This window comes from Massilia aquatica (assembly GCF_011682045.1).
GTDB classification, from domain to species: Bacteria; Pseudomonadota; Gammaproteobacteria; order Burkholderiales; family Burkholderiaceae_D; genus Telluria_A; species Telluria_A aquatica.
Genome location: NZ_VVIW01000001.1, coordinates 443,003 through 463,412 on the forward strand (window position 1 = coordinate 443,003; position 20,410 = coordinate 463,412).

The window sequence follows — 20,410 nt, forward strand, 5'->3', positions numbered from 1 at the left end:
AAGATACAGGCAAGCGACTTTGCCCCTGCCGCACGGGCGCCCGATCAGACGAGGATGGCAGTATGAGCTTTTCCGATGAAATCCTGATAGCCTACGCCGACGGCGCGCTTGGCGAGGATACGCGCCAGGCGGTCGAGGCGGCCCTGCGCGAGGACCCACTGCTGGCGGCCCGGGTGCGCCTGCTCCTGACCCAGCACAGCAATGGCTTTGCCGGTTTCGGGCCGGGCGGCGCCGACGGCGCGGCCCAGCGCCAGCCGCAGGCGCCGCGTTCGGCCAAGGTGGTGCACCTGCACGCGGTGCGCAACGCGCGCGTGGCCAGCGTGGCGGCGCCGGCGGTGGAAGACGTGCCGCCGATCTGGTCGTGGCCGGCCTGGTCCAAGCTGGGCGCCATGCTGTCGGCCGCCGTGCTGGCCGGTGCCGGCCTCGGCTACGCGGTGCAGCCGGTCCCGCTGGTGCTGGGCGACGGCGATGGCGCCGCCCTGATGGCGCGCGGCGCGCTGGCGCAGGCGCTGACCCAGCAATTGTCGGGGACCCCGGCGGCCGATGCTCCGGTGCGCATCGCCGCCAGTTTCCTGACCAGGGACGGTGGCTACTGCCGCAGTTTTCGCATCGCCAACGGCGGCGGGCTGGCCTGCCGCATCGACGGCGGCGGCTGGCAGCTCGATGTCTTCGCCAGTATGGACAGCGCGCATGGCGAGTACCGCACCCCGGGCGACGGCATGCCGCAGGTGGTCAGCAGCGCGCTCGCGCGGCGCGCCGACGAGCCGCTCGACCCGATCGCGGAACGGGCCGCGCGCGACCGCGGCTGGAAGCGCTGAGGGGTAACAAGCTCGCCAGGACACCGACAAACGCGTCTGCCGGGGATTTCTTGGACGTAGCGATCACGCTCGCCGGATGCAGGTGTGTACTCGTCTTTGCCAATGCAAACGTCTAAACCAGTTTACGCGAAACGCCGCTACAGTGACGATGGCATGACCGTCAACGAACTTCGCCGGCGTCAACCCCAGCGTGGTGACAAATAAGGTCAAGCACCATACCTTTGGCGTGCAGTCGATCAGGGTGCTGATCACCGACATCGTGTTTCTCCACCAGAGGCAATTTCGCCTGGATTCTACAACTTGCTGTCTCGGTTCAGCAAGTTGACAATACCGTCCTCACATCGACAGGCCCAGTAATTTTTCCACCACTCGGCTGGCCCTTACATGCTTTGTATCAAGCGTTGTGTCGTCCCGCACGGATATGCTCATCGTTTTAGATCCGTGGGACTTCCTGCCGTCACGCCAACTGCTCAGGCAAGCCCGAATCTGACTCACGCGTCAACTTTGCACGAAATAACAACAAGTAGAAAATTGATCCAGAGTTGCTACAATGATATTATCAATTGTGATAGATTGCTAGATGAGTATCTAGCCAGCACGGTAAGGATGTTACGGCTACGAATCAGTACCGGATTGTCTGCCATCCGCAGATTTTCCCGCGTGGGCTAATCGGAACGTGAACATAACTATGAGAGGGCACGCATGAGTCTTCAAGCGTTAGTTACGGATCGTCAGCATCGGCGTCTCCTACGCCTGTCCTTTCCCAATAGTGACGGACCGTCGGCAAGCCTACTCGTCAACCGGCTCGACGCCTTTGAAAGTCTGTCACGTCCTTTTGAGTTCACCGTCGAGCTTCTGTCTGATACGCCGGACATACCGCTGAAAGATTTACAAGGCAAGTTGATGTGTGTCGAGCTGGTGCGCCGCGACGGCACCATGCGCCATTTCAATGGCAGGGTATTTAGCTTCCGCCTCAAAACTGTAGACGGAGGGGTATCTTACTATGAGGCCAAGCTTGGTCCCTGGTACAAATACCTCGGCTTGCGCAAGGATAACTATCTCTTTCACTACACAACGATCTATCAGCAGACGGCCAGCATTTTTGGCGACTATGCCGGGTTAGCTAATTGGGATTGGCAGGTCAAGGGCGGGCAAGAAGTGCTCACTGACTGCTGCCAGTTTGACGAAAGTGACCGCAACTTTCTCGAACGACGCTGGGTCAACTCGGGGATCATTTATTGGTTCGAGCACACTGCCGCCGACCACAAACTCGTGCTCTCGGACGACTCGACAAGTGCTCAACCAATCGATGGCGATCCAGAAATTCCGTTTCAGCGCCATGGCGGGTCCGCTGAGGAAGATGGCATTAGCGAGTGGTCGCCGGGACGAGCTATCGTCACTGGCAGTGTGGCGCTAGCGTCGTTCGATTTCAAGTCGCCGCATCCTGCGATGACCAGTCTTCCCACCGTCAATCAACAAGGCGACGTCCCGAATATTGAATCGTACGAGTACACCGGTGCCCTCGGCTTTAAAGGCGGCGACGGTCGTGCGCTGGCTCAGTTGCGGATGGAAGAAGTCGAGGCTGCAGGCAAACGCTTTGAAGGCAGCAGCAACAACCGTAGCGTGATGCCTGGCAGGTGGTTCCGGCTGACCGGACACTTTGATGCGCAAGGAGGCCAGGACGACCCACAAGCGCGTGAATTTCTGGTTACGGAAGTCTGGCACAGCGCCACTAACAACTATCACGTCAAAACAACTGAAGAGTCCCACTACGAAAACCGCCTCACCTGTATTCGTAAAATCATACCGTATCGTGCAGGAAGGGACCATAACAGTGTCGAGACGAAAATCCATGGCGTTCAGACGGCAACAGTCGTCGGGCCTGCCGGCGAAGAAATTCACACGGACGAATTCGGCCGCGTCCGCGTTCAGTTCCATTGGGATCGCGTCGGGGCGAATGACGAGAAAAGCTCAGCATGGATCAGGGTAGCAACGCCTTGGGCGGGGGCAAACTTTGGCATGACATCCATTCCCCGGATTGGTACCGAAGTGTTGGTGGTATTTCTAGATGGAAACCCCAATCGCCCGATTATTACGGGCATGGTTCCCAACGCGGCGACGATGCCTCCCTGGGTTTTACCTGCAAACAAAACACAAAGTGGTGTCCTCACGCGTTCTACGCCCGGTGGCAGTTATGACACCGCTAATGCGCTCAGGTTCGAGGACAAGAAAGGCCAAGAGCAATTATGGCTCCATGCTGAAAAAGATCAGTTGACTGAGGTCGAGCATGACGAAGACAAGTGGGTTGGTAACGATCGGCGCAAGGTCATTGACAGGGATGAGACCACGCTGGTCAAGCGCGACAGAAACGAGACGGTCAACCGGGACGAGACCATCACCATCCACAACAATCGCTCCGAGCGCGTCGATCACAATGAAAAAATCAGTATCGGGGACAACCGCGAAGAAGATGTTGGAATCAGCGAAACGATCAGCGTTGGCAAAGACCAGTCTGTCACAGTAGGAAAAGAACAGAAGTTTACCGTTGGCGGAAACCGTACAAAGTCAGTATCGAAGAACGAAAAAGACAAGATCAGCAAGAACTGGTCGATCAATGTCGGTCGTTTTAAGACAGAAACGATCGGCATGGCCTACATGCAAAACGTCGGTTTGGGCCGTATGGAAAATGTTGGGCTCGGGTACAGCTTGAACGTCGGGATGATGATGACGACCGTGGTTGGGATCAATCAAAGCACTAACGCCGGAAAGAAAATTTCTATCTGTGCCGGGGAAGAACTCGAAATCACGGTCGGTCTGGCTACATTGAAGATGACCGCAGACGGCAAGATCTTCATCAACGGTTCGAAAGTCAGCGTTGACGCAACGGGGCCGGTTCGGATAACCGGCGAAGACGTCAATGTTAACTGACCGCGATTCGGGATGTAATTTCGCAACTTCACATCTTTTCTTTCGATGGTGTTCGGTTGCCTCGATCAACACGAAAAATTGACGAGAACCGAGCCTCATGCTTGCTACCAGCACCCACGCCGCATTAGCTGATCAATATCTGGATCGTCTGGCCTTTGGCTGGCAGAGGCGCATTCAGGCGCTTGATTCTCATGTGCTTGACGCCTCCGGATTGTCCGTCATAGACCGCGACTTGCAATCCTACTCGCGAGGATTGAGCACAATTGGAACCGCGTCATCCACACTGATCCATGAGAGATTGCTTGAGCCATTAACGCGCGGCGAGTTGTTCGCCATAGCACACCATGCCATTCGCGTTCAAGATCAACCCATGCATAACGCCTGTATCGGCTTAATTGAGTCAATACCGACTCTGCGGGCTGCCTATGCCTCCGCATTGGAATGGTCAACATCTGATGGGGCATGGTGGGCTATTTCGGAATGGCGGCAGCACACTGAAATCCAAACTGACAAGGGTTTTAACTTGTTTGATGTGATTGCACTGTCTGCTTGTCGTTATCACTTCAGAATTTTAGAAGAACTTTGCAATACTTCATGGTGGTCAGGCATCATCAAAAGTAGCGATGATCATGCCGATCGAGCCGACACCACGTGCGCATTGATGCAATTGGGTCTGGCCACGGCACATCCGCAAGCAATAGGTAGAGCTGCCCAATTGTTGCAATCGCCAGTCGCGCAACTACGCTGCCTTGCGGCAGAAGTCATGTTGTGGCAACCCACGAAACAATTGACGAAGTACGATGCACGCATTGCCGAGCAACGCGCCACCGATGTTTTACTTGAATTATCGACCGGAACACTTGAAGCAAAAAATATCGTAAGTCAAGCCAGCTATGCCCTGGCCTGTTGGAACCATGCTGAATTTGATACCGTTTTAACCTCGCTTGCCGCTCAACCTGAAAAACTGGACGTGTACTTGCAATCCCTGGGCTGGAGCGGCAATGGTCAGCGTGTCCCAATCCTCATCGCTTATCTGAATCATCCAGAGCATGCACGTGGCGCCGGCGCGGCATTATCCATGTTAACTGGATCTCTTCCTGCCCGTGACGGCTGGCAAGCTGAGCCTGGCGAATCAGAAAACGCATTGATTGATGATCCGGTCGATGCTGGCGCTACTATTCCCTCCACTAAACGCTATGCCAATCTGCCACCGCCAGATCAGGCTGGTTTCGAGCGCTGGTGGGCAAAAAACAAAACGCGCTTTCATGCGCAATCAAGCTGGATCGCAGGTTTGTCAGACACTAACGACAATCTCATCGTGATATTGCAAAGCGGTAAATTGGCCTGGCGTGCTCTCGCGGCACGCCGTCTTCACGCCCGCCTGCAAGGCAGGGCAAGCCTCAACACAAGTGCACCAATGCCTCAACAGCGTCAGTGGATATCCAACTTTATTGCATCCCCAACCCGAAGGAACGCGGCATGACAAGCTCTCTTAAGACTGAAGATGATGAAGATATTCAACATCCGCAAGCGGCATCGGCAACGCCTGTTCTAAAGTTGAATAACAGCGAAACTCTCGCAGTTCAGCTGGCTGATTTGAGCGAGCCAGAAGAAGAATTGATGCTGACTGCGCGGCGAAAAATCACCTTGCAGTGCGGCCAATCGAGTATCACTCTGCACGCAAACGGCAAAATAGTCTTGCGTGGAGAATACATCGTTAGTGCCGCTGAAGGTACCAACCGGATTGTGGGCGGACAAATCGAAATCAATTGATCTGATGTAATTCATGAACAATCATCGGCGCAAATCACTATGTGGCAACTCGATAATAGGACTCCCTACGCCGCAGATCATACCTGGATCCGCGATGCCGATGGCGCCGAGATCTGGATAGTGTCCGTCAAGGCCACTTATGAACTGCTGCCCGACGGCGGCACATGCGTTGCTGCGTATCAAGCTCCCGTCAATAGCGGTTTAGTCATGCATGAAGATGGAAAAAGCCCACTATTTGAAACCGACCTTGGCCCACCAAAAAATGCAACCGACGTCTGGTTAGTCGGACATGCCCACAGTCAATCTGGTGAACCCATACAGCGTATGCGTGCAGGTTTCGCAGTGGGATCAATTGCGCGCGAGATTCAAGTCATCGGTGATCGTGAATGGCGAGGTTTTTTGCGCACCGGGCCCAGTGAACCACAACCATTTACACGCATGCCCCTTACCTGGGCGCGTGCACTCGGGGGCAACGGGCCAGATTGCAGTACCGGTAATCCAGTTGGTTGTGGCATTACCAAAGAAGAAGACGGGGGTCGCCCTTTGCCCAATCTGGAGCACATTAGCAGACCCCAAGGTAGCCTGATTGCCAGCACTACAACGCAAGGTCTTGGCCCCGTGCCGCGTCATTGGCCTTTGCGCCGCCAATATGCAGGCACCTACGATGATGACTGGAAAAAAAACCGCGCCCCTCTGCAAGCGGCCGATCTTGATCCCAGGCACTGGCAGGTAGCGCCCAAAGAGCAGCAGGCCAGCGGCCATCTAAGAGGAGGGGAAGCGCTGATGTTAAGAGGGCTGACAGTGGCAGGTTTTGCCCCCAGCGGCATTTATCACAGTATTTTGCCCAAACTCAGTCTGGCTTTCAAAACACTCTTCTATGACGGCAGTGTAGCCGACGCGCGCAGTGTGATACATAACGTCATCTTGCAGCCCGACGGGGTTGGCGGCAGCGGACCCTTGGTCAGTGTAGTACATCACATGTCACTGCCTTGTCATGACAAAGTCAATAAACTGCAGAGCACCATCATTACAGAAAAGCATCGTCCTTTAGATCATCCCAAGCTGCAACAGCGAACATACCATGCTTCCCAACGATCTGCCATAGCGATTGAATCGGAGCAGGCATGACCGTTACCATCAACATTAACAATCTCACGCTCTGCCATCGTGGCAGTAACGGTATCACGCATAACACCCTGCCAGACATATGCAAAACACCGGATAAAGCTATACCAAGGCCATTTGATAACGAGGCCTACTCCAAAGATCTGGCGAACGGCACCACGACGGTCTTTGCCGACAAGGGCAATATGATCGCCAACTTCGGCTCTATTTTCGCCAAAAGCTCTTTAGATGGTGGCGGCTCTTTTGGTGGGATTAAATCCGGCACTTTCCTCGCTGAAGCAGACTTCATTACGCACTCGTTTGATGTGTTTTTTGAAGGCAAACCTGCTTGCAGACTCACCGACAAAATGTGGATGAATCATCGTAACACGGTGAATATGGCTGGTTTGAATCAAATCACCTTACCGGCTGATCTCATGGAGAAAATTTGTATCGCGATATGCGAATGCCGTAAAAAATTCTTTCCTAGCGGGACTCAAATAGCAGAGGCGACAGAAGATATATTTGATGTTATGACGGGTAGTGAGGATATGACGCGGGAGCGCCCGTCGGCTGTCAATGCACCGCATCGTCGTCAGGCATGCTTTGCCGCTCAGTTCAATAAAAGTGGTTACGCCTGGATTGGCACAATACCGAAAGATCCGAAAGTATTGACGGAAGTACCTTATAGAATTCCTACTAATCTTATTACGTCAGAGACCGGGCGGACTACATTTTCTGGCGGCCCTGTTGCCCCTGCTTCAGTTCGGCGTGTCATGAATAAATCCCATGGAAATAAGGGAACTATTGTGATTTGGGATATGGTCACCGTAAAGAACGCAAGCCTGCCAGCTACCTGGGACAATGTTGATAAAATTGTGGAAATTAAGTTTGCAGGGGATGATTGGACCGAGAATCAACTGGAAGCAAGGAAAAGCTCCGCAGTCGAGGATAAATTAATTAGAGTTGATGAGGCGGACTGCGCATGTGACCTAGAAGAAAATGAACAGCGCCGGAAAAACAATAAACTGGCAAAAGAAATCGGAGAAAGCTTAAAAAAAGCTTCTATTCTGTTTGGTCCGCCCGGGTTGCCAGGGTTGCCAGGTTTGCCATTTTAGTTATTAGGAGGAGAAACGACGTATGAACTTTTCGGAATATACCTTGCAAAAAGATGGCATCGTCATGTGTGAACCGTGCGTTTGCGTGACACTATTTTCTGACGCTGATCTGGGTGTCTCAGACGCTCCGGAGATGTTAGGGCCGTATCGAGCATTCCTTGAATTATTCCAAGATCAATTGGACTATTGTGTTTTAGATGGTGATCAGGCTCGTGCGCAAAAAATTACTGCAGATCATTTGCAGAATCTGCCTAGAGAAATGCAGGATCTAAAACGACGCAAACAAGGCGGAATCATCGCCCTCCTACGGCATGGTAGCACGCCCCAAGAAAAACGTGCTCCGGCCTTCGAGTTCAATTACAGTAAAATTGGCAAGCCTCACACTTATGTACGGGCCTGCTTTCCGCTTCCCTGGTTTGATTGGAACGGGTTAGAAGGAATTGAGCGATATTTAAAGAAATCTCTAAAGAGCTTTGCTTTGCAGTCGGGTTACGTTGGCTTTTGTTTTGTTTGGAATCCAAATTTTGATCGCGAGCTTGATCCATATTATGCGCAGTGGTTACAGCGACACCCGGGAATTATGTGCCCTAGCGGGTCACAGAGCATCGTATCAATACACGGATTGACCGATATTGGATGGATCACTTTGCTTGGAAAAGATATGGTGGAAAAGATGGGAGGGATGATGTCGCTTAATGCAGCAGTGACCCCTATTCCCGGAGTGACAATGAATGAACTAGCGGACGGTGGCGCGAGCATTCGGATTGACGATCGACCTCATCTGGGTGACACTCACAACGGCGACACATTGGAAGCGTATCGTGCTTTAGGTAAAGTCCTCAATCCTCTACGTAATCGGCATGCTGTCACTACAGATATGTCGGTTCCCGGAATGCGTGAACGTGATCACCCGGGCCTGCGTGCCAAGTGGCTTGACCGGTTTTTCCCAAAATAGAGCTAAATAAAATGGACACTTCTAAAATTCAATTATCGTCGACGGAAGTACAGTTTTCTGACAAGCTAGTCGCAGTGCCAACGCTTGAGTTGATCGGGCATTACTCGAAAGACGAATTAGCCAGTCTACTTGCGAAGTTAAACGCCTGGATATTGAGCGCTGCTCTATTTCCTGCTGAAATAGAAATAGCGACGCTAATCACTCATGACCAGGGTATGGATGAGCATGTTGGCGTTGTCGATGACGTTCTTTTAGCTGCCTTGCAATCTGAATTTGTAGATGCAAGTTCACGTCCAATAAGAATGCAACCGGTGACAATCTTACTTAATTGCAAACGCGATGCAAATCCAAAACAGGCGTGCGCTGTCAGTGTACGGTTAACCGTTGGCGATAATTTTTTTCCAGACGATCCGTTAACGATCTCAATTTGTTTGAAATCATCAGATCCAGCGGCATGGGCAGATTTGACTAAAGCTAGAAAGGTAATCTCATCCATGCTGGAACAAAAATTGTTGTATTCCACCTTTGGTTACGGATTTGCATGCGATTTTGAGCATGTGATGGAAGTTAGTCACACGATTGAGAATCTGTGCATGCGTTACCTCGGGGTTGACCTCAACGATCCGTTTGGTAACTATACTTTTTATATGCCTCGCGGTTTTCGTTCAATTAATTGGAAAATTGGTCTTCCAGAGCGTCGGTTGAGTTCATTAGCGCCAGCGCAAAGAGAAACCCTTCTCGCATGTACAACGCTTGAAGACGGCGTGCGCTATTGGAAAACGGGTGAAAAACCATCCATATGCGATCGCAATTCAACGAGCGATCATCAGGCGATCGCTGAATATGCGGCACTTGACCGGCAGTTGAAATCTCTAAAATTCATGCCCCCTGTTTTGTGGATGCCAAAATGGAGAAGTGATACTTATGAGCGTTGGCAAAATCGGTGGGAGGAAGTTTCATTTGACTAAACAGCATGAATTACATCCGCTGTGCAAGGATAAAATGCCGACATTATGAATATCATCGCCGCAAGCTGTATTTTTCCCAGCGGACCAGGGATGGACTTGGCCGAGATTGCGTTGACATCCACGCTATCACTCAATCGCAAGCATCCGTTTTACGTTGATAACACGGGTGTACCGATTCGCGCATCGTTTTTCCCTGAGCCAAAGCTGTTCGATATTACACGTTGGATAGCGCTGGTCAAAGCGGCTTTAGATGATTTATATCGGCAATTATCAATGCCAGACCAGCAGTTGGTAACTGGCAGGAAATACCTTTTGCACTTGGTCATTCCACTTGGCGCACGTGCAGGCATACCAGACCAGTTATCAGGGAACTTGCTTGAAGCCATACAGGGCAAGCCGTTTACGTTCACCGATACGCACGTCGTAAAGGGCGGCCATGCCGCAGGCGTGCAAGCCTTGAATGCAGCTGGTCTGGCTTTGCAGCGAAATCAGGCAGATCAGACACAAATTGCCATCGTCCTTGCAGTCGATTCATGGTTGCACCCTGACGCATTACACTGGCTTGAAAAGGAAGATCTTTTGCACAATGCTGGCAGAGTTTACAAAGGCGCACGCAGCCCCAATCCGTATGGCCGCGTGCCCGGCGAAGCGGCTGCTGCGGTCATGCTGCGTCTTACTGGCCCCGCTTGGTGCAAGATCCAAGGCGTGGGTGCGGTAGATGAACCAGTCTTGCGTACGGATAGCCGACCATGCATCGGTTTGGGTTGGACCAAGGCCGCAAACGATGCTATTGCAACTTTATCCAAAGCGCAAAAGATCACGCACATATTCAGTGATCTTAATGGCGAGCCATATCGTGCAGACCAATTTGGTTTTACCATCTTGCGTATTTCAGATCGACTGGAAAGCAATTGGGAGCGCCACACACCTGCTTTGGTCACCGGCGACGTTGGCAGTGCGACCGCTTTGGTGCATGTGGCGTTATCGGCAAATATGCTACGTCAGCTGGGAAGCGGTACACCAATGCAAACACACTTATTGCTATCGAGCTCTGATGATCCTGTGCGCGCTGCTTTGGTGCTTGGAAATCTGCCCTGATAGCAATGAGTGCCTGATTGTGGCGCCAGGTTTCCCAATGAAAGGCAATTTCCCCTGGATTCGTCAACTCGCGCCTCGTCCATTGCACTGTTGCCGAATTAGCTCAGCAATACACCTGCTCACGCGCACAACGCCCGGTTGCGCCCCTCGGTCTTGGCGCGGTACATGGCGCGGTCGGCCTGTTCGATCAGTTGCTCCGGCCCGCCGCTCTCGTCCGGCATCAGCGACACCACCCCGATACTGATCGTCACCACCCCGTACGGCGACTTGGCGTGCGGCAGCGCCAGCTTTTCCAGCGCCAGGCACAGCGCGCTGGCCAGTTCGTGCGCTTCGGCCACGCTGGTGGCGGGCGCCAGCAGCGCGAATTCCTCGCCACCGTAGCGCGCCACCAGGTCCGACGGACGGCGCGCGTGCGCCGCGATCACGCCGGCCACCGCGCGCAGGCACTGGTCGCCGGCCTGGTGACCGTAATGGTCGTTGTAGCTCTTGAAATGGTCGACGTCGAGCATGGTCAGCGCCACCGGATAGCCGTTGCGCGCGCCGCGCCGCCATTCGGCCTCGAGCGCGTTGTCGAAGCCGCGCCGGTTGGCGATGCCGGTCAGCCCGTCCGTGGAGGATAGCGCCGCCAGCTTGGCGTTGCTCGCTTCCAGCTCGGCGGTGCGCTCGGCCACCATCTGCTGCAACTGCTTCTGGCGCCGGGTCAGGTCGCGCACGCGCGCGCGGTACGCCGTGCTCAGCAGGCCCAGCGCCAGCAGCGCCAGGATGGTGCGGAACCACCAGGTTTTCCACCACGGCGGCAGGATCGTCACCGTCATGCTGGCCGCGTTCTCGCTGCGCACGCCCTGGTGGTTGGCGGCGCGCACCGAAAACGTGTACTTGCCCGGATCGAGGTTGGTGTAGGTGGCGCTGCGGTGCGCGGCGTCGGTCTGGACCCAGGCGCGGTCGAAACCGTCGAGCCGGTATTCGTAGGTGTTGCGCGCCGGATCGGTGAAGTGCAGGGCCGCGAATTCGATCGAAAACACCGAGCCGTCGCCGGCGAGGGTCAGGTTGCCGGGCGCCGTCACCGGGCCGTCGAGTTTCAGGCCGGCCAGCGCGCGCCCGTCGCGCAGCGAGCGGTTGAACACGCTGATGTCGGTAATGGCCACCTGCGGCGGCGAGGAGACGCTGCGCACCGCCTCCGGCGTGACCCCGGTGATGCCCTTGACCCCGCCGAAATACAGGCGCCCGTCCGGCGCGGCGTGCGCGGCGCCCGAGGAAAACCCTTCCGACAAGCCATCGGCGGCCGAGAAACGCGCCGCCTTGCCGCTGTCCGGATCGAGCCGCAGCAAGCCGTTCGCGGTGCTCAGCCACAGCTGGCCGGCGCGGTCGCTGCGCATCGCCAGGATCTTCAGCGGCCCCACGCTGTCGGGCCCTTCGTAGCGGCGGAAATGGATGGCGCCTTGGGCGTCGGTCATGATCTGGTTGACGCCGCGCGCGGTGCCGGCCCACAGCCGTCCCTGCGGGTCCTGGTACAGGGCGACGACGTTGTTGTCCGACAGCGAACGGGCGTCGCCGCCGCGCTGGCGCAGGTTGCGGAAGTTGCCGCTGGCCTGGTCCAGCACGTCGAGGCCGCCGCCGCCCCATTCCGACCCCATCCATACGCGCCCGCGCTTGTCTTCGACGATGCTGGTGGTGCTGCTGACGCTGCGGCTGCCCGGGCGCGCCGGGTCGGACGGGTAGGGCGTGCTGCGCCCGCTGGCCGGGTCGTAGCGCAGCACGTGCTGGCCGGTGCCGATCCACAGGGCGCCGCCGGCGGCCGGGGCGATGGTGTTGATGAAGTCGCTCCCGACCGAGCCGAAGCTGACCACCCGCACCGGCGCGTCGAGCGCGTCGAGCCGGTTCAGGCCGGCCGAGGTGCCGATCCACAGGGGGCCGTCCGGCTGCTGGTACAGGCTGTAGACGATATTGCTGCTCAGCGCGCTGGCCGGCGCGCCCGCGGCGGCGTTGTCCGGGTCCGGCCGGGTCTCGGCGCGGTAGCTGCGCAGCACCGCGCCGCTGGCGCTGTCGTACAGCGACAGGCCGGCGTTATTGGCCAGCCACAAGCGCCCGTCGGGTGCGCCTTCCATGGCGCGCATGGCGTTGTTGGGGCGCAGGTTGTGGGCGTCCACGTCGAACGGAATGAAGCGCTGGAAGCCTTCGCTGTTCAGGTTGACAAGGCTGATGCCGTCGGTGATCGAGCCGATCCACAGCATGCCGCTGCGGTCGTGCATGACGGCGCGGATATCGTCCGACGGCAGGCTGTAGGAATCGTTGGCGCGGTGCACGTAATGGACGGCCTTGCTGTTGCTGCCGCTGCTGCCGGGGTCCTCGCCCTGGTCCCAGCGCAGCAGGCCAGCGCCCAGGGTGCCGGCCCAGATCGTGCCGTTGCGGTCGCCGTACAGGGTGTTGATGCGGGTCGCGGGCGAGGCCACCTGCTCGCGCGTGCTCCACGGCTGGCCGGCGCGCCAGGTCACCAGCCCGGTTTCGGTGCCGATCCAGAGCGTGCGGTCGGGCGCGAAGTGCAGGGCGCGCACGATGTTGAGCTTGGGATCGGGCGCCTCCGCGCGGTCCACCCGGAAATGTACGAAATCGCGCGCGCCGGGCGCCAGGTAGTCCAGTCCGCCCGGCCAGGTGGCGGCCCACAGGCCGCCGCCGGCGTCCAGGGCGATGGCGTTGAGGTCGTTCGAGGCCAGGCTGCCGGGGCGCGCCGCGTCGTGCAGATGCAGGGTGAAGGTGGCGCTGCTTGGGTCGAAGTGCTGCAAGCCGCCCCAGGTGGCCAGCCACATGCCGCCCTTGCCGTCGCCGATGATTTTCTTGACGATGCGCTGCGACGCCGGCCCCGGCGGCGGCACGAAGCGGGTGAAATTGTTGGTCTCGGGATTGAAACGCGCCAGCCCGTTTTGGGTCGCGACCCAGATCGCCCCGGCCGCGTCCTGGTACAGGTCGGAGACGCGGTCGTGCGGCAGGTTGCCGCTGCTGTTGGCGTTGCTGGCGTACTTGACCGCATGGTAGCCGTTGTAGCGGTACAGTCCGCCGCTATGGGTGCCGATCCAGACGAAGCCCTGGCGGTCCTGCAGCATGGCCAGGATCGACAGCTCGCTCGAATCGAACGAGGGCAGGCGCTTGAAGCGCAGCGCCGACGTCGGGCTGGTGCCGGCCTGGGCGGCGCCGAGCAGGACGCACAGCAGGGCCCACAACAGGGCCCACTGCGGCAGGCGCGGCGGGGCGAACGGATGACGCGCGAAGGCGGTAAATACGCTGAGCATGGCAAATAGGTGTCGACAATACCGGCCACCCCGGGAATGCCGGGGAACCCGGGCAGTGTAAACCAAGTTGGCTGTGCGGCAATACCTCTTTCACTGTCTATTAACGATGTACAGTTGCCGGGATTTAGGGTATCGTTTACGGCACTATTATTGCATCTACGTCCGTACGCCCGGTTCTGCCGACGCTGTCGTGGCACTATTCGCGCTGGCTACCGGTCTTGCCGTTGGCAACGCCGGCTCGTTCCCGTCCATCCTGGAAGTTCCCCGCGTCGGCCCGTCCGGGCGTAGAGCATATCGAACCAACGCCCGGAAAACTTATGTCTGAAACACCGATTACCATCGAAGCCGACAGTGCACCCACCGTCAAGTTCGCCGATTTCGGCCTTGCGCCGGAGATCCTGCGCGCGCTGACGGACCAGGGCTATATCCACCCCACGCCGATCCAGGCCGCGGCCATTCCGATCGTGCTGCAGGGACGCGATGTCATGGGCGCGGCCCAGACCGGCACCGGCAAGACCGCCGGTTTCTCGCTGCCGATCATCCAGCTGCTGCTGGCGCATGCCAGCCCGAGCATGTCGCCGGCGCGCCATCCGGTGCGCGCGCTGGTGCTTACGCCAACCCGCGAGCTGGCCGTGCAGGTGGCCGAGAACGTCAAGGCCTACGCCCAGCACACCCCGCTGCGCTCGACCGTGGTGTTCGGCGGCATGGACATGAAGGGCCAGACCGTCATCCTCAAGGGCGGCGTCGAGATCGTGATCGCCACCCCGGGCCGCCTGCTCGACCATATCGAACAGAAAAACGTGTCCCTGGGCCAGGTCCAGATGCTGGTCATGGATGAAGCCGACCGCATGCTCGACATGGGCTTCCTGCCGGACTTGCAGCGCATCATCAACCTGCTGCCGAAGAAGCGCCAGAACCTGATGTTCTCGGCCACCTTCTCGCCGGAAATCAAGAAGCTGGCCAACAGTTTCCTGACCGACCCGGTTACCATCGAAGTGGCGCGCAGCAATGCCACCGCCGACAAAGTGACCCAGATCGTCTACAAGGTCGCCGACGAAGCCAAGCGCGACGTGGTCGAATTCCTGATCCGCGGGCGCGACCTGAAGCAGGTGCTGGTGTTCTCGAACACCAAGATCGGCGCCTCGCGCCTGTCGCGCCACCTGGAGCAGGGCGGCATCAAGGCCACCGCGATTCACGGCGACAAGACCCAGCAAGAACGCATGGCCGCGCTCGACGCCTTCAAGAAGGGCGAGATCGACGTGCTGGTCGCAACAGACGTGGCCGCGCGCGGGCTCGATATTTCCGACCTGCCGTGCGTGATCAACTTCGACCTGCCCTACAACGCCGAAGATTATGTGCACCGGATCGGCCGCACCGGCCGCGCCGGCGCCTCGGGCGACGCCTTGTCGGTGTTTTCGGACAAGGACGAGCGCTTGCTGGTCGATATCGAAAAACTCATCAAGCAGACCATCACGCGCGGCGAACTGGCCGGCTTCGTGCCGAGCAGCAGCGCCAGCGGCTCACGCGCCGAGTCCCCGGGCGAGCGCCGTCCGCGCCGCGACGACAGCGCCGGCGCCGCTGCCGGTAGTGGTCATGGTGCCGGTGCGGCGCGCTCGTCGAGCCGTCCACCCGAGCGCGGCGGCGAACGCAGTTTCAGCTCCTCGGGCAGCAGCGAGCGTACCTCCGGCGGTTCGTCGGGCCGTTCGGCGCCGTATCCGCGCCGCGAAAAGGTCGACCCGTGGTTCCTGACCCCGTACGAACCGGCCAAGAAGAGCACCCCGGTGGTGGCCGAGCAGGTCGGCGCCAGCACCAAGCCCAAGCAGAAAATTGCCGTGCTGCTCGGCGGTTCGCCCAAGCAGTAAGGCGGCCGGCGGGCGCGGCGCGCACCAGTTTCGCCCCTCCAAGTGTTGCCCGGATGTATAATTTGCCTAAATATAATGCCGCAATGCGCCTGGCCGGCTGGCCAAGCGCTGCGGCGTCGTTCTTTTTATTCACTGTATAGCCATGAACAAACTAATAAATCAAAGCATCGCCATCCTCGTGCCTTGTTATAACGAGGAATTGACGGTTGCCGCGATTGTTCGCGACTTCAACGCCTGCCTGCCGCAGGCGGTGGTGTATGTCTTCGACAACAATTCCAAGGATGCCACGGTGCGCCTGGCGCTTGACGCCGGCGCCGTGGTGCGCAACGTGCCCCTGCAGGGCAAGGGCAACGTGATCCGGCGCATGTTCGCCGATGTCGACGCCGACATCTACATCATGGTCGACGGCGACAATACCTACGACGCCAGCGTGGCGCCCAGGCTGGCCGAAAAGCTGGTCGACGAGGGCCTCGACATGGTGGTCGGCACGCGCGTGTCGACCGAGCAGGAAGCCTACCGCTTCGGCCACCGCTTCGGCAACCGCCTCTTGACCGGCTCGGTCGCGGCGGTGTTCGGCAATACCTTCACCGACATGCTGTCGGGCTACCGCGTGTTTTCGCGGCGCTACGCCAAGTCCTTCGCGGCGCACTCGGCCGGCTTCGAAACCGAAACCGAACTGACCGTGCACGCGCTCGAACTGCGCATGCCGGTGGCCGAAGTCGAAACCATCTACCGCTCGCGTCCCGAAGGCTCGGTCAGCAAGCTCAATACCTACCGCGACGGCATCCGCATCCTGTGGACCATCATCAAGCTGTTCAAGACCGAAAAGCCGCTCGCCTTCTTCTCGCTGGCCTTCTTCGCCTTCATGCTGGCGGCGCTCGGCTTTGCCGTGCCGCTGCTGCAGACCTACCTGGCCACCGGCCTGGTGCCGCGCCTGCCGACCGCGATCCTGTCGGTCGCGCTGAGCCTGTTCGGCGTGATCTCGCTCAACTGCGGTCTGATCCTCGACACCGTGACCAAGGGCCGCATCGAACAGAAGCGCTTCGCCTACCTGGCCATCTCGGGACCGCGTGTCAAACATGCCTGAGCCCGGCATTCGTGCCGGCGCCGTCGCCGCCGCCCCCGCAGTTCCGGCATGAAGCTCTCCAGCCAGCTGCTGCGCTTCGGCGTGGCCGGGGTGGCCGGCTTGCTGGTCGACCTGGGCGTGCTGGCGCTGGCGCGCGCCGCCGGCCTCGATCCGTATGCCGGGCGCGTGCTCTCCTTCCTGTGCGCGGTGTTCGCCACCTGGCAGATCAACCGGCGCTACACCTTTCATCCGGCCGGCATCTCGCTGTGGACCGAATGGTGGCGCTACCTGCTGGCCATGAGCGGCGGCGGGGCGGTTAATTTCGCCACGTACAGCGCCATCGTCTGGCTGTTCGCAGGCGTGCCGCACATCCCCTACTGGGGCGTGTGCGCCGGTTCGCTGGCCGGCATGGCGGTCAATTTCGTGGGCGCGCGCTGGTTCGTCTTTCAACGTAAATCGTAGTTTTCATCGTAACTCTTAATCTCAGGTATTCCATGAATGTCGTGACTCGGGCTTTTTCGCGTGTGGACGCCGGCGTACTGCGCCTGTGGGACGGGCTCGACCGCGCCCGCCTGCTGCGCCTGGCCATGTGGGCCGGGCCGTTCGTGGCCGGCCTGGTGTCGATGGCGCTGGGGCAGGACGCCAACTGGGATTTGCGCAATTATCACTGGTATAACCCGTACGCCTTCCTGAACGACAAGATCGGCTTCGACCTCAACCCGGGCCAGTTCCAGAGCTATTTCAATCCCACCATCGACCTGCTGTATTACGGACTGGCCTCGCATTTTCCGACCCGCGTGACCGGTTTTGTGATGGGTTTCCTGCACGGCTTCAATTTCGTGCTGCTGGTGTTGATCGTGCGCCAGGTGCTGGGCGCCGGCGAGCCGGCCGCGCTTGCCACCACGCGCTACCGCCTGCCGCTGCTGCTGGGCGTGGCCGGCTGCATGGGGTTTTCCTTCCTGACCCAGCTCGGCAACACCATGGGCGACAACCTGACTTCGCTGACCGTGCTGGGCGCGATCGCGCTGCTGCTGCGCCAGTGGCCGCAACTGCTGGCCGGCGGCGCGCGCGCGGCCCTGATCGCCGCCCTGGCCGGGCTGATCATCGGCGCCGGCACCGGGCTCAAGCTGACCAATGCCAACTATGCGCTGGCCCTGTGCCTGGCGCTGCTGACCCTGCGCGTGTCGCTGTGGCGGCGCTTTAGCACCGCCTTCGTGTTCGGGCTGGGCACCCTGGCCGGCATCGGCGCCACCGCCGGCCACTGGTACTGGCTGATGTGGACGCAGTTCGGCAATCCCCTGTTCCCCCAATTTAACAATATCTTCAAGGCGCCGCTGGCCTCGCAGATCGCCGTGGCCGACATGGGCTGGGTGCCCAAGAACGCGCTCGAGGCGCTGCTGTGGCCTTTCATTTTCACCTTCAATTCGCGCCGCGTGATCGAACTGCCGATGACCCAGATCATCTGGCCGCTGCTCTACATCGCCTTCCTCGCGCTGATCGCGCAGCGCCTGCGCCGCCTGTGGCTGGCGGCGCCCGGTCCCGCGCCCGCCAGCGGCATCGCGACGGCCGGCGAGACCCCCGGCGCGCGCCTGCTGCTGGTGTTTTTCGCGCTCTCGTACCTGATCTGGCTCAAGCTGTTCGGGATCTACCGCTACATGGTGCCGCTCGAACTGCTCGCTCCCCTGGTGCTGTGGCTGCTGCTGCACCGCCTGTGCAGCCTGCCGGTGGCGCGCGCCATCGGCGCCTGGTGCATCGTGCTCTCGGCCATCGCCGGCCTGCCGCGCGTGGACTGGGGCCATCACTACAATGGCGAGAAAAGTTTCACCGTGCAGGTGCCGGCGTTTGCCGAGCCGGAGCAGAGCATGGTGTTTACCGTCCATGGCGACCCGCCGATGTCGTGGCTGGTGCCGAGTTTTCCGAACCGCCTGGCGTTCGCCGCGCTCGGCTCGGGCTTTCCCGAGTCGCCCGCTTTCGCCGAGCGCGTGGCGCAGATGGTGGCCGCGCGCCGTGGCCCGCTGTATGTGATGATCACCGCTCCCGGCTTGCCGCTGGGCCCGCGCAGGGGCGCCGCGGCGCTCGAGCCCGAGACCGCGCAGCGCCTGCGCCGCCTGTACGACGCCGGCCAGCAGGTGCTCGGACGCTACCAGCTCGGCTTCGATGAAGCGAGCTGCGTCGTGTACGACGCCCGCTTCGGCGGCGGCGCCAGCGATCCGTATCAGCTGTGCGAAGCGGCCAGGCTGCCGTGAGCGCCATCTCGGCGCGCTTAGGCCGGCATGCGGCCAAGATCTGGATCGTTCTCTTGCTGGGACTGCCGGCGCTGCTGTCGGTCCAGCGCGCCCTCGGTAAGCCTGCCGACCCCAACCTGGCGCAGCTGCCGGCGCGGCCGCTCAGCTTCGCGGACTGGACCGCTGCGCCGCCCAAGCTCGACGCCTGGATGGCCGACCATTTCGGCGGGCGCAAGCTGTTCATCCGGCTCGGCACGATCGTGCGCTTTCACCTGTTCCACGAATTCTTGACCAACCAGATGGCGGTCGGCCAGCACGGCCGCTATTTCCTCGCCTCGCACAGCGCCAAGGGCGCGCCCTTCCAGGCCATCCACACCGTGTGCGGCAAGGGCGTGGCCAATGCCAGCACCATCCCTTACCTGAACAAGATGTTCGGCGCCTTCCACGCCGCCGGACTGCAGCCGAAACTGCTGGTGGTGCCGTCGGCCCCGGCGGTCCACCCGGAAGACATGCCGCCCCAGCTGGTGGCCGAGTGCGCCGCCGAGCAGACCGCCGTGAGCGCCGTGCTGGCAGCGCCCGAACTGCTGCCCGCGGCGTCAGGCAATATTCTCTATCCGCTCAAGGAAATGCGCGAGATCAAGAAAAGCGCGACCCTGTTCCCGCTCACATGGTTCCACTGGAGCGGCGCCGGGCTGGACGAGGTGGCGCGCCTGACCCTGGCCCGCTTCTGGCAGCGTCCGCTGGAGCAGGGGCCGCCGCTGGCGACCCGCAGCCGGCGCGTGAACTCGGATGTGTCGCACCTGTTCGTGGGCGTGAGCCTCAAGAGCCAGGTCGTCGAACCCGACCTGGACGCTTCCGGCGTCAAGGCTTGCATCGGGCGCGACTGCTATCCGGAGGTGGCGGCGGCGCGCATCCTGCAAGACGTCAGCCGCTTCGACAATCCGCGCGCGCCGGCGCGCCGCCTGTTGATCATTTCCGACTCCTTCGGGATCAAGATCGCGCCCTGGTATGCGCGCTACTACCGCCAGGTCGAGCACATGGCCACCAACCGGGTCGACCAGCTCTCGCCGCAGCACATGGCCGAGCTGAAAACCTATCTGTTCCGCGACCCGGCCGGCACCGACATCCTGTTCCTGTACCACGACGGCGGCGCCATGTACGATACTTTGCGCCTCGGAACCGAAAACATGCTGCCGTAGCGGACGCCGTCG

15 protein-coding genes are annotated in these 20,410 nt (G+C 59.4%); 14 read left to right on the plus strand and 1 reads right to left on the minus strand.

What is annotated here, in order from left to right:
- Positions 1-62: 62 nt before the first annotated feature.
- The 9 genes from F1609_RS02090 (at position 63) to F1609_RS02130 (ending at position 10,762) form a co-directional block, all read left to right on the plus strand.
- Positions 63-818, plus strand: coding sequence for a hypothetical protein (locus F1609_RS02090; protein WP_167074172.1), 756 nt, complete (start codon positions 63-65; stop codon positions 816-818).
- 702 nt (positions 819-1,520) lie between these two features.
- Positions 1,521-3,746 carry a type VI secretion system Vgr family protein gene (locus F1609_RS02095; RefSeq protein ID WP_167074174.1) on the plus strand — a complete coding sequence of 742 codons (2,226 nt, stop codon included), beginning with the start codon at positions 1,521-1,523 and terminating at the stop codon, positions 3,744-3,746.
- A 97-nt stretch (positions 3,747-3,843) separates the two neighbouring features.
- Positions 3,844-5,229: a hypothetical protein gene (locus F1609_RS02100; protein ID WP_167074176.1), complete on the plus strand. Its 1,386-nt coding sequence runs from the start codon at positions 3,844-3,846 to the stop codon at positions 5,227-5,229.
- Positions 5,226-5,519, plus strand: coding sequence for a hypothetical protein (locus F1609_RS02105; protein WP_196785387.1), 294 nt, complete (start codon positions 5,226-5,228; stop codon positions 5,517-5,519). Before F1609_RS02100 ends, F1609_RS02105 begins: the two co-directional genes overlap by 4 nt.
- 39 nt (positions 5,520-5,558) lie before the next feature.
- A complete protein-coding gene (locus F1609_RS02110) occupies positions 5,559-6,647 on the plus strand; it encodes a DUF2169 family type VI secretion system accessory protein (protein ID WP_167074178.1) in 1,089 nt (362 codons plus the stop codon).
- On the plus strand, positions 6,644-7,741 hold the full coding sequence (locus F1609_RS02115) for a DUF4150 domain-containing protein (protein ID WP_167074180.1): 1,098 nt from the start codon (positions 6,644-6,646) through the stop codon (positions 7,739-7,741). The genes F1609_RS02110 and F1609_RS02115 overlap by 4 nt, the downstream gene beginning before the upstream one ends.
- 22 nt (positions 7,742-7,763) lie before the next feature.
- The gene (locus tag F1609_RS02120) at positions 7,764-8,696 is read left to right on the plus strand and encodes a type VI immunity family protein (protein ID WP_167074182.1); all 933 of its coding nucleotides are present in this window, start codon (positions 7,764-7,766) and stop codon (positions 8,694-8,696) included.
- An 11-nt stretch (positions 8,697-8,707) separates the two neighbouring features.
- Positions 8,708-9,664 carry a hypothetical protein gene (locus F1609_RS02125; RefSeq protein WP_167074185.1) on the plus strand — a complete coding sequence of 319 codons (957 nt, stop codon included), beginning with the start codon at positions 8,708-8,710 and terminating at the stop codon, positions 9,662-9,664.
- A gap of 45 nt (positions 9,665-9,709) precedes the next feature.
- The gene (locus F1609_RS02130) at positions 9,710-10,762 is read left to right on the plus strand and encodes a beta-ketoacyl synthase (protein ID WP_167074186.1); all 1,053 of its coding nucleotides are present in this window, start codon (positions 9,710-9,712) and stop codon (positions 10,760-10,762) included.
- A gap of 119 nt (positions 10,763-10,881) precedes the next feature.
- Here the strand turns inward: F1609_RS02130 and F1609_RS02135 are convergent, their stop codons facing one another.
- On the minus strand, positions 10,882-14,046 hold the full coding sequence (locus F1609_RS02135; RefSeq protein ID WP_167074188.1) for a ligand-binding sensor domain-containing diguanylate cyclase: 3,165 nt from the start codon (positions 14,044-14,046) through the stop codon (positions 10,882-10,884).
- A gap of 317 nt (positions 14,047-14,363) precedes the next feature.
- Here F1609_RS02135 and F1609_RS02140 point away from each other — a divergent pair, with 317 nt between their 5' ends.
- The 5 genes from F1609_RS02140 to F1609_RS02160 all read left to right on the plus strand — a co-directional run bounded on the left by F1609_RS02140 (position 14,364) and on the right by F1609_RS02160 (position 20,398).
- A complete protein-coding gene (locus F1609_RS02140; RefSeq protein WP_167074190.1) occupies positions 14,364-15,908 on the plus strand; it encodes a DEAD/DEAH box helicase in 1,545 nt (514 codons plus the stop codon).
- A gap of 142 nt (positions 15,909-16,050) precedes the next feature.
- Entirely contained in the window at positions 16,051-16,995 is a 945-nt protein-coding gene (locus tag F1609_RS02145; RefSeq protein WP_167074192.1) for a glycosyltransferase family 2 protein, read from the plus strand.
- Between the two features lie 48 nt (positions 16,996-17,043).
- The gene (locus F1609_RS02150) at positions 17,044-17,436 is read left to right on the plus strand and encodes a GtrA family protein (protein WP_167074194.1); all 393 of its coding nucleotides are present in this window, start codon (positions 17,044-17,046) and stop codon (positions 17,434-17,436) included.
- Positions 17,437-17,468: 32 nt separating this feature from the next.
- Positions 17,469-19,220: a hypothetical protein gene (locus F1609_RS02155; protein ID WP_167074196.1), complete on the plus strand. Its 1,752-nt coding sequence runs from the start codon at positions 17,469-17,471 to the stop codon at positions 19,218-19,220.
- A complete protein-coding gene (locus F1609_RS02160) occupies positions 19,217-20,398 on the plus strand; it encodes a hypothetical protein (RefSeq protein ID WP_167074198.1) in 1,182 nt (393 codons plus the stop codon). Before F1609_RS02155 ends, F1609_RS02160 begins: the two co-directional genes overlap by 4 nt.
- Positions 20,399-20,410: the final 12 nt, after the last annotated feature.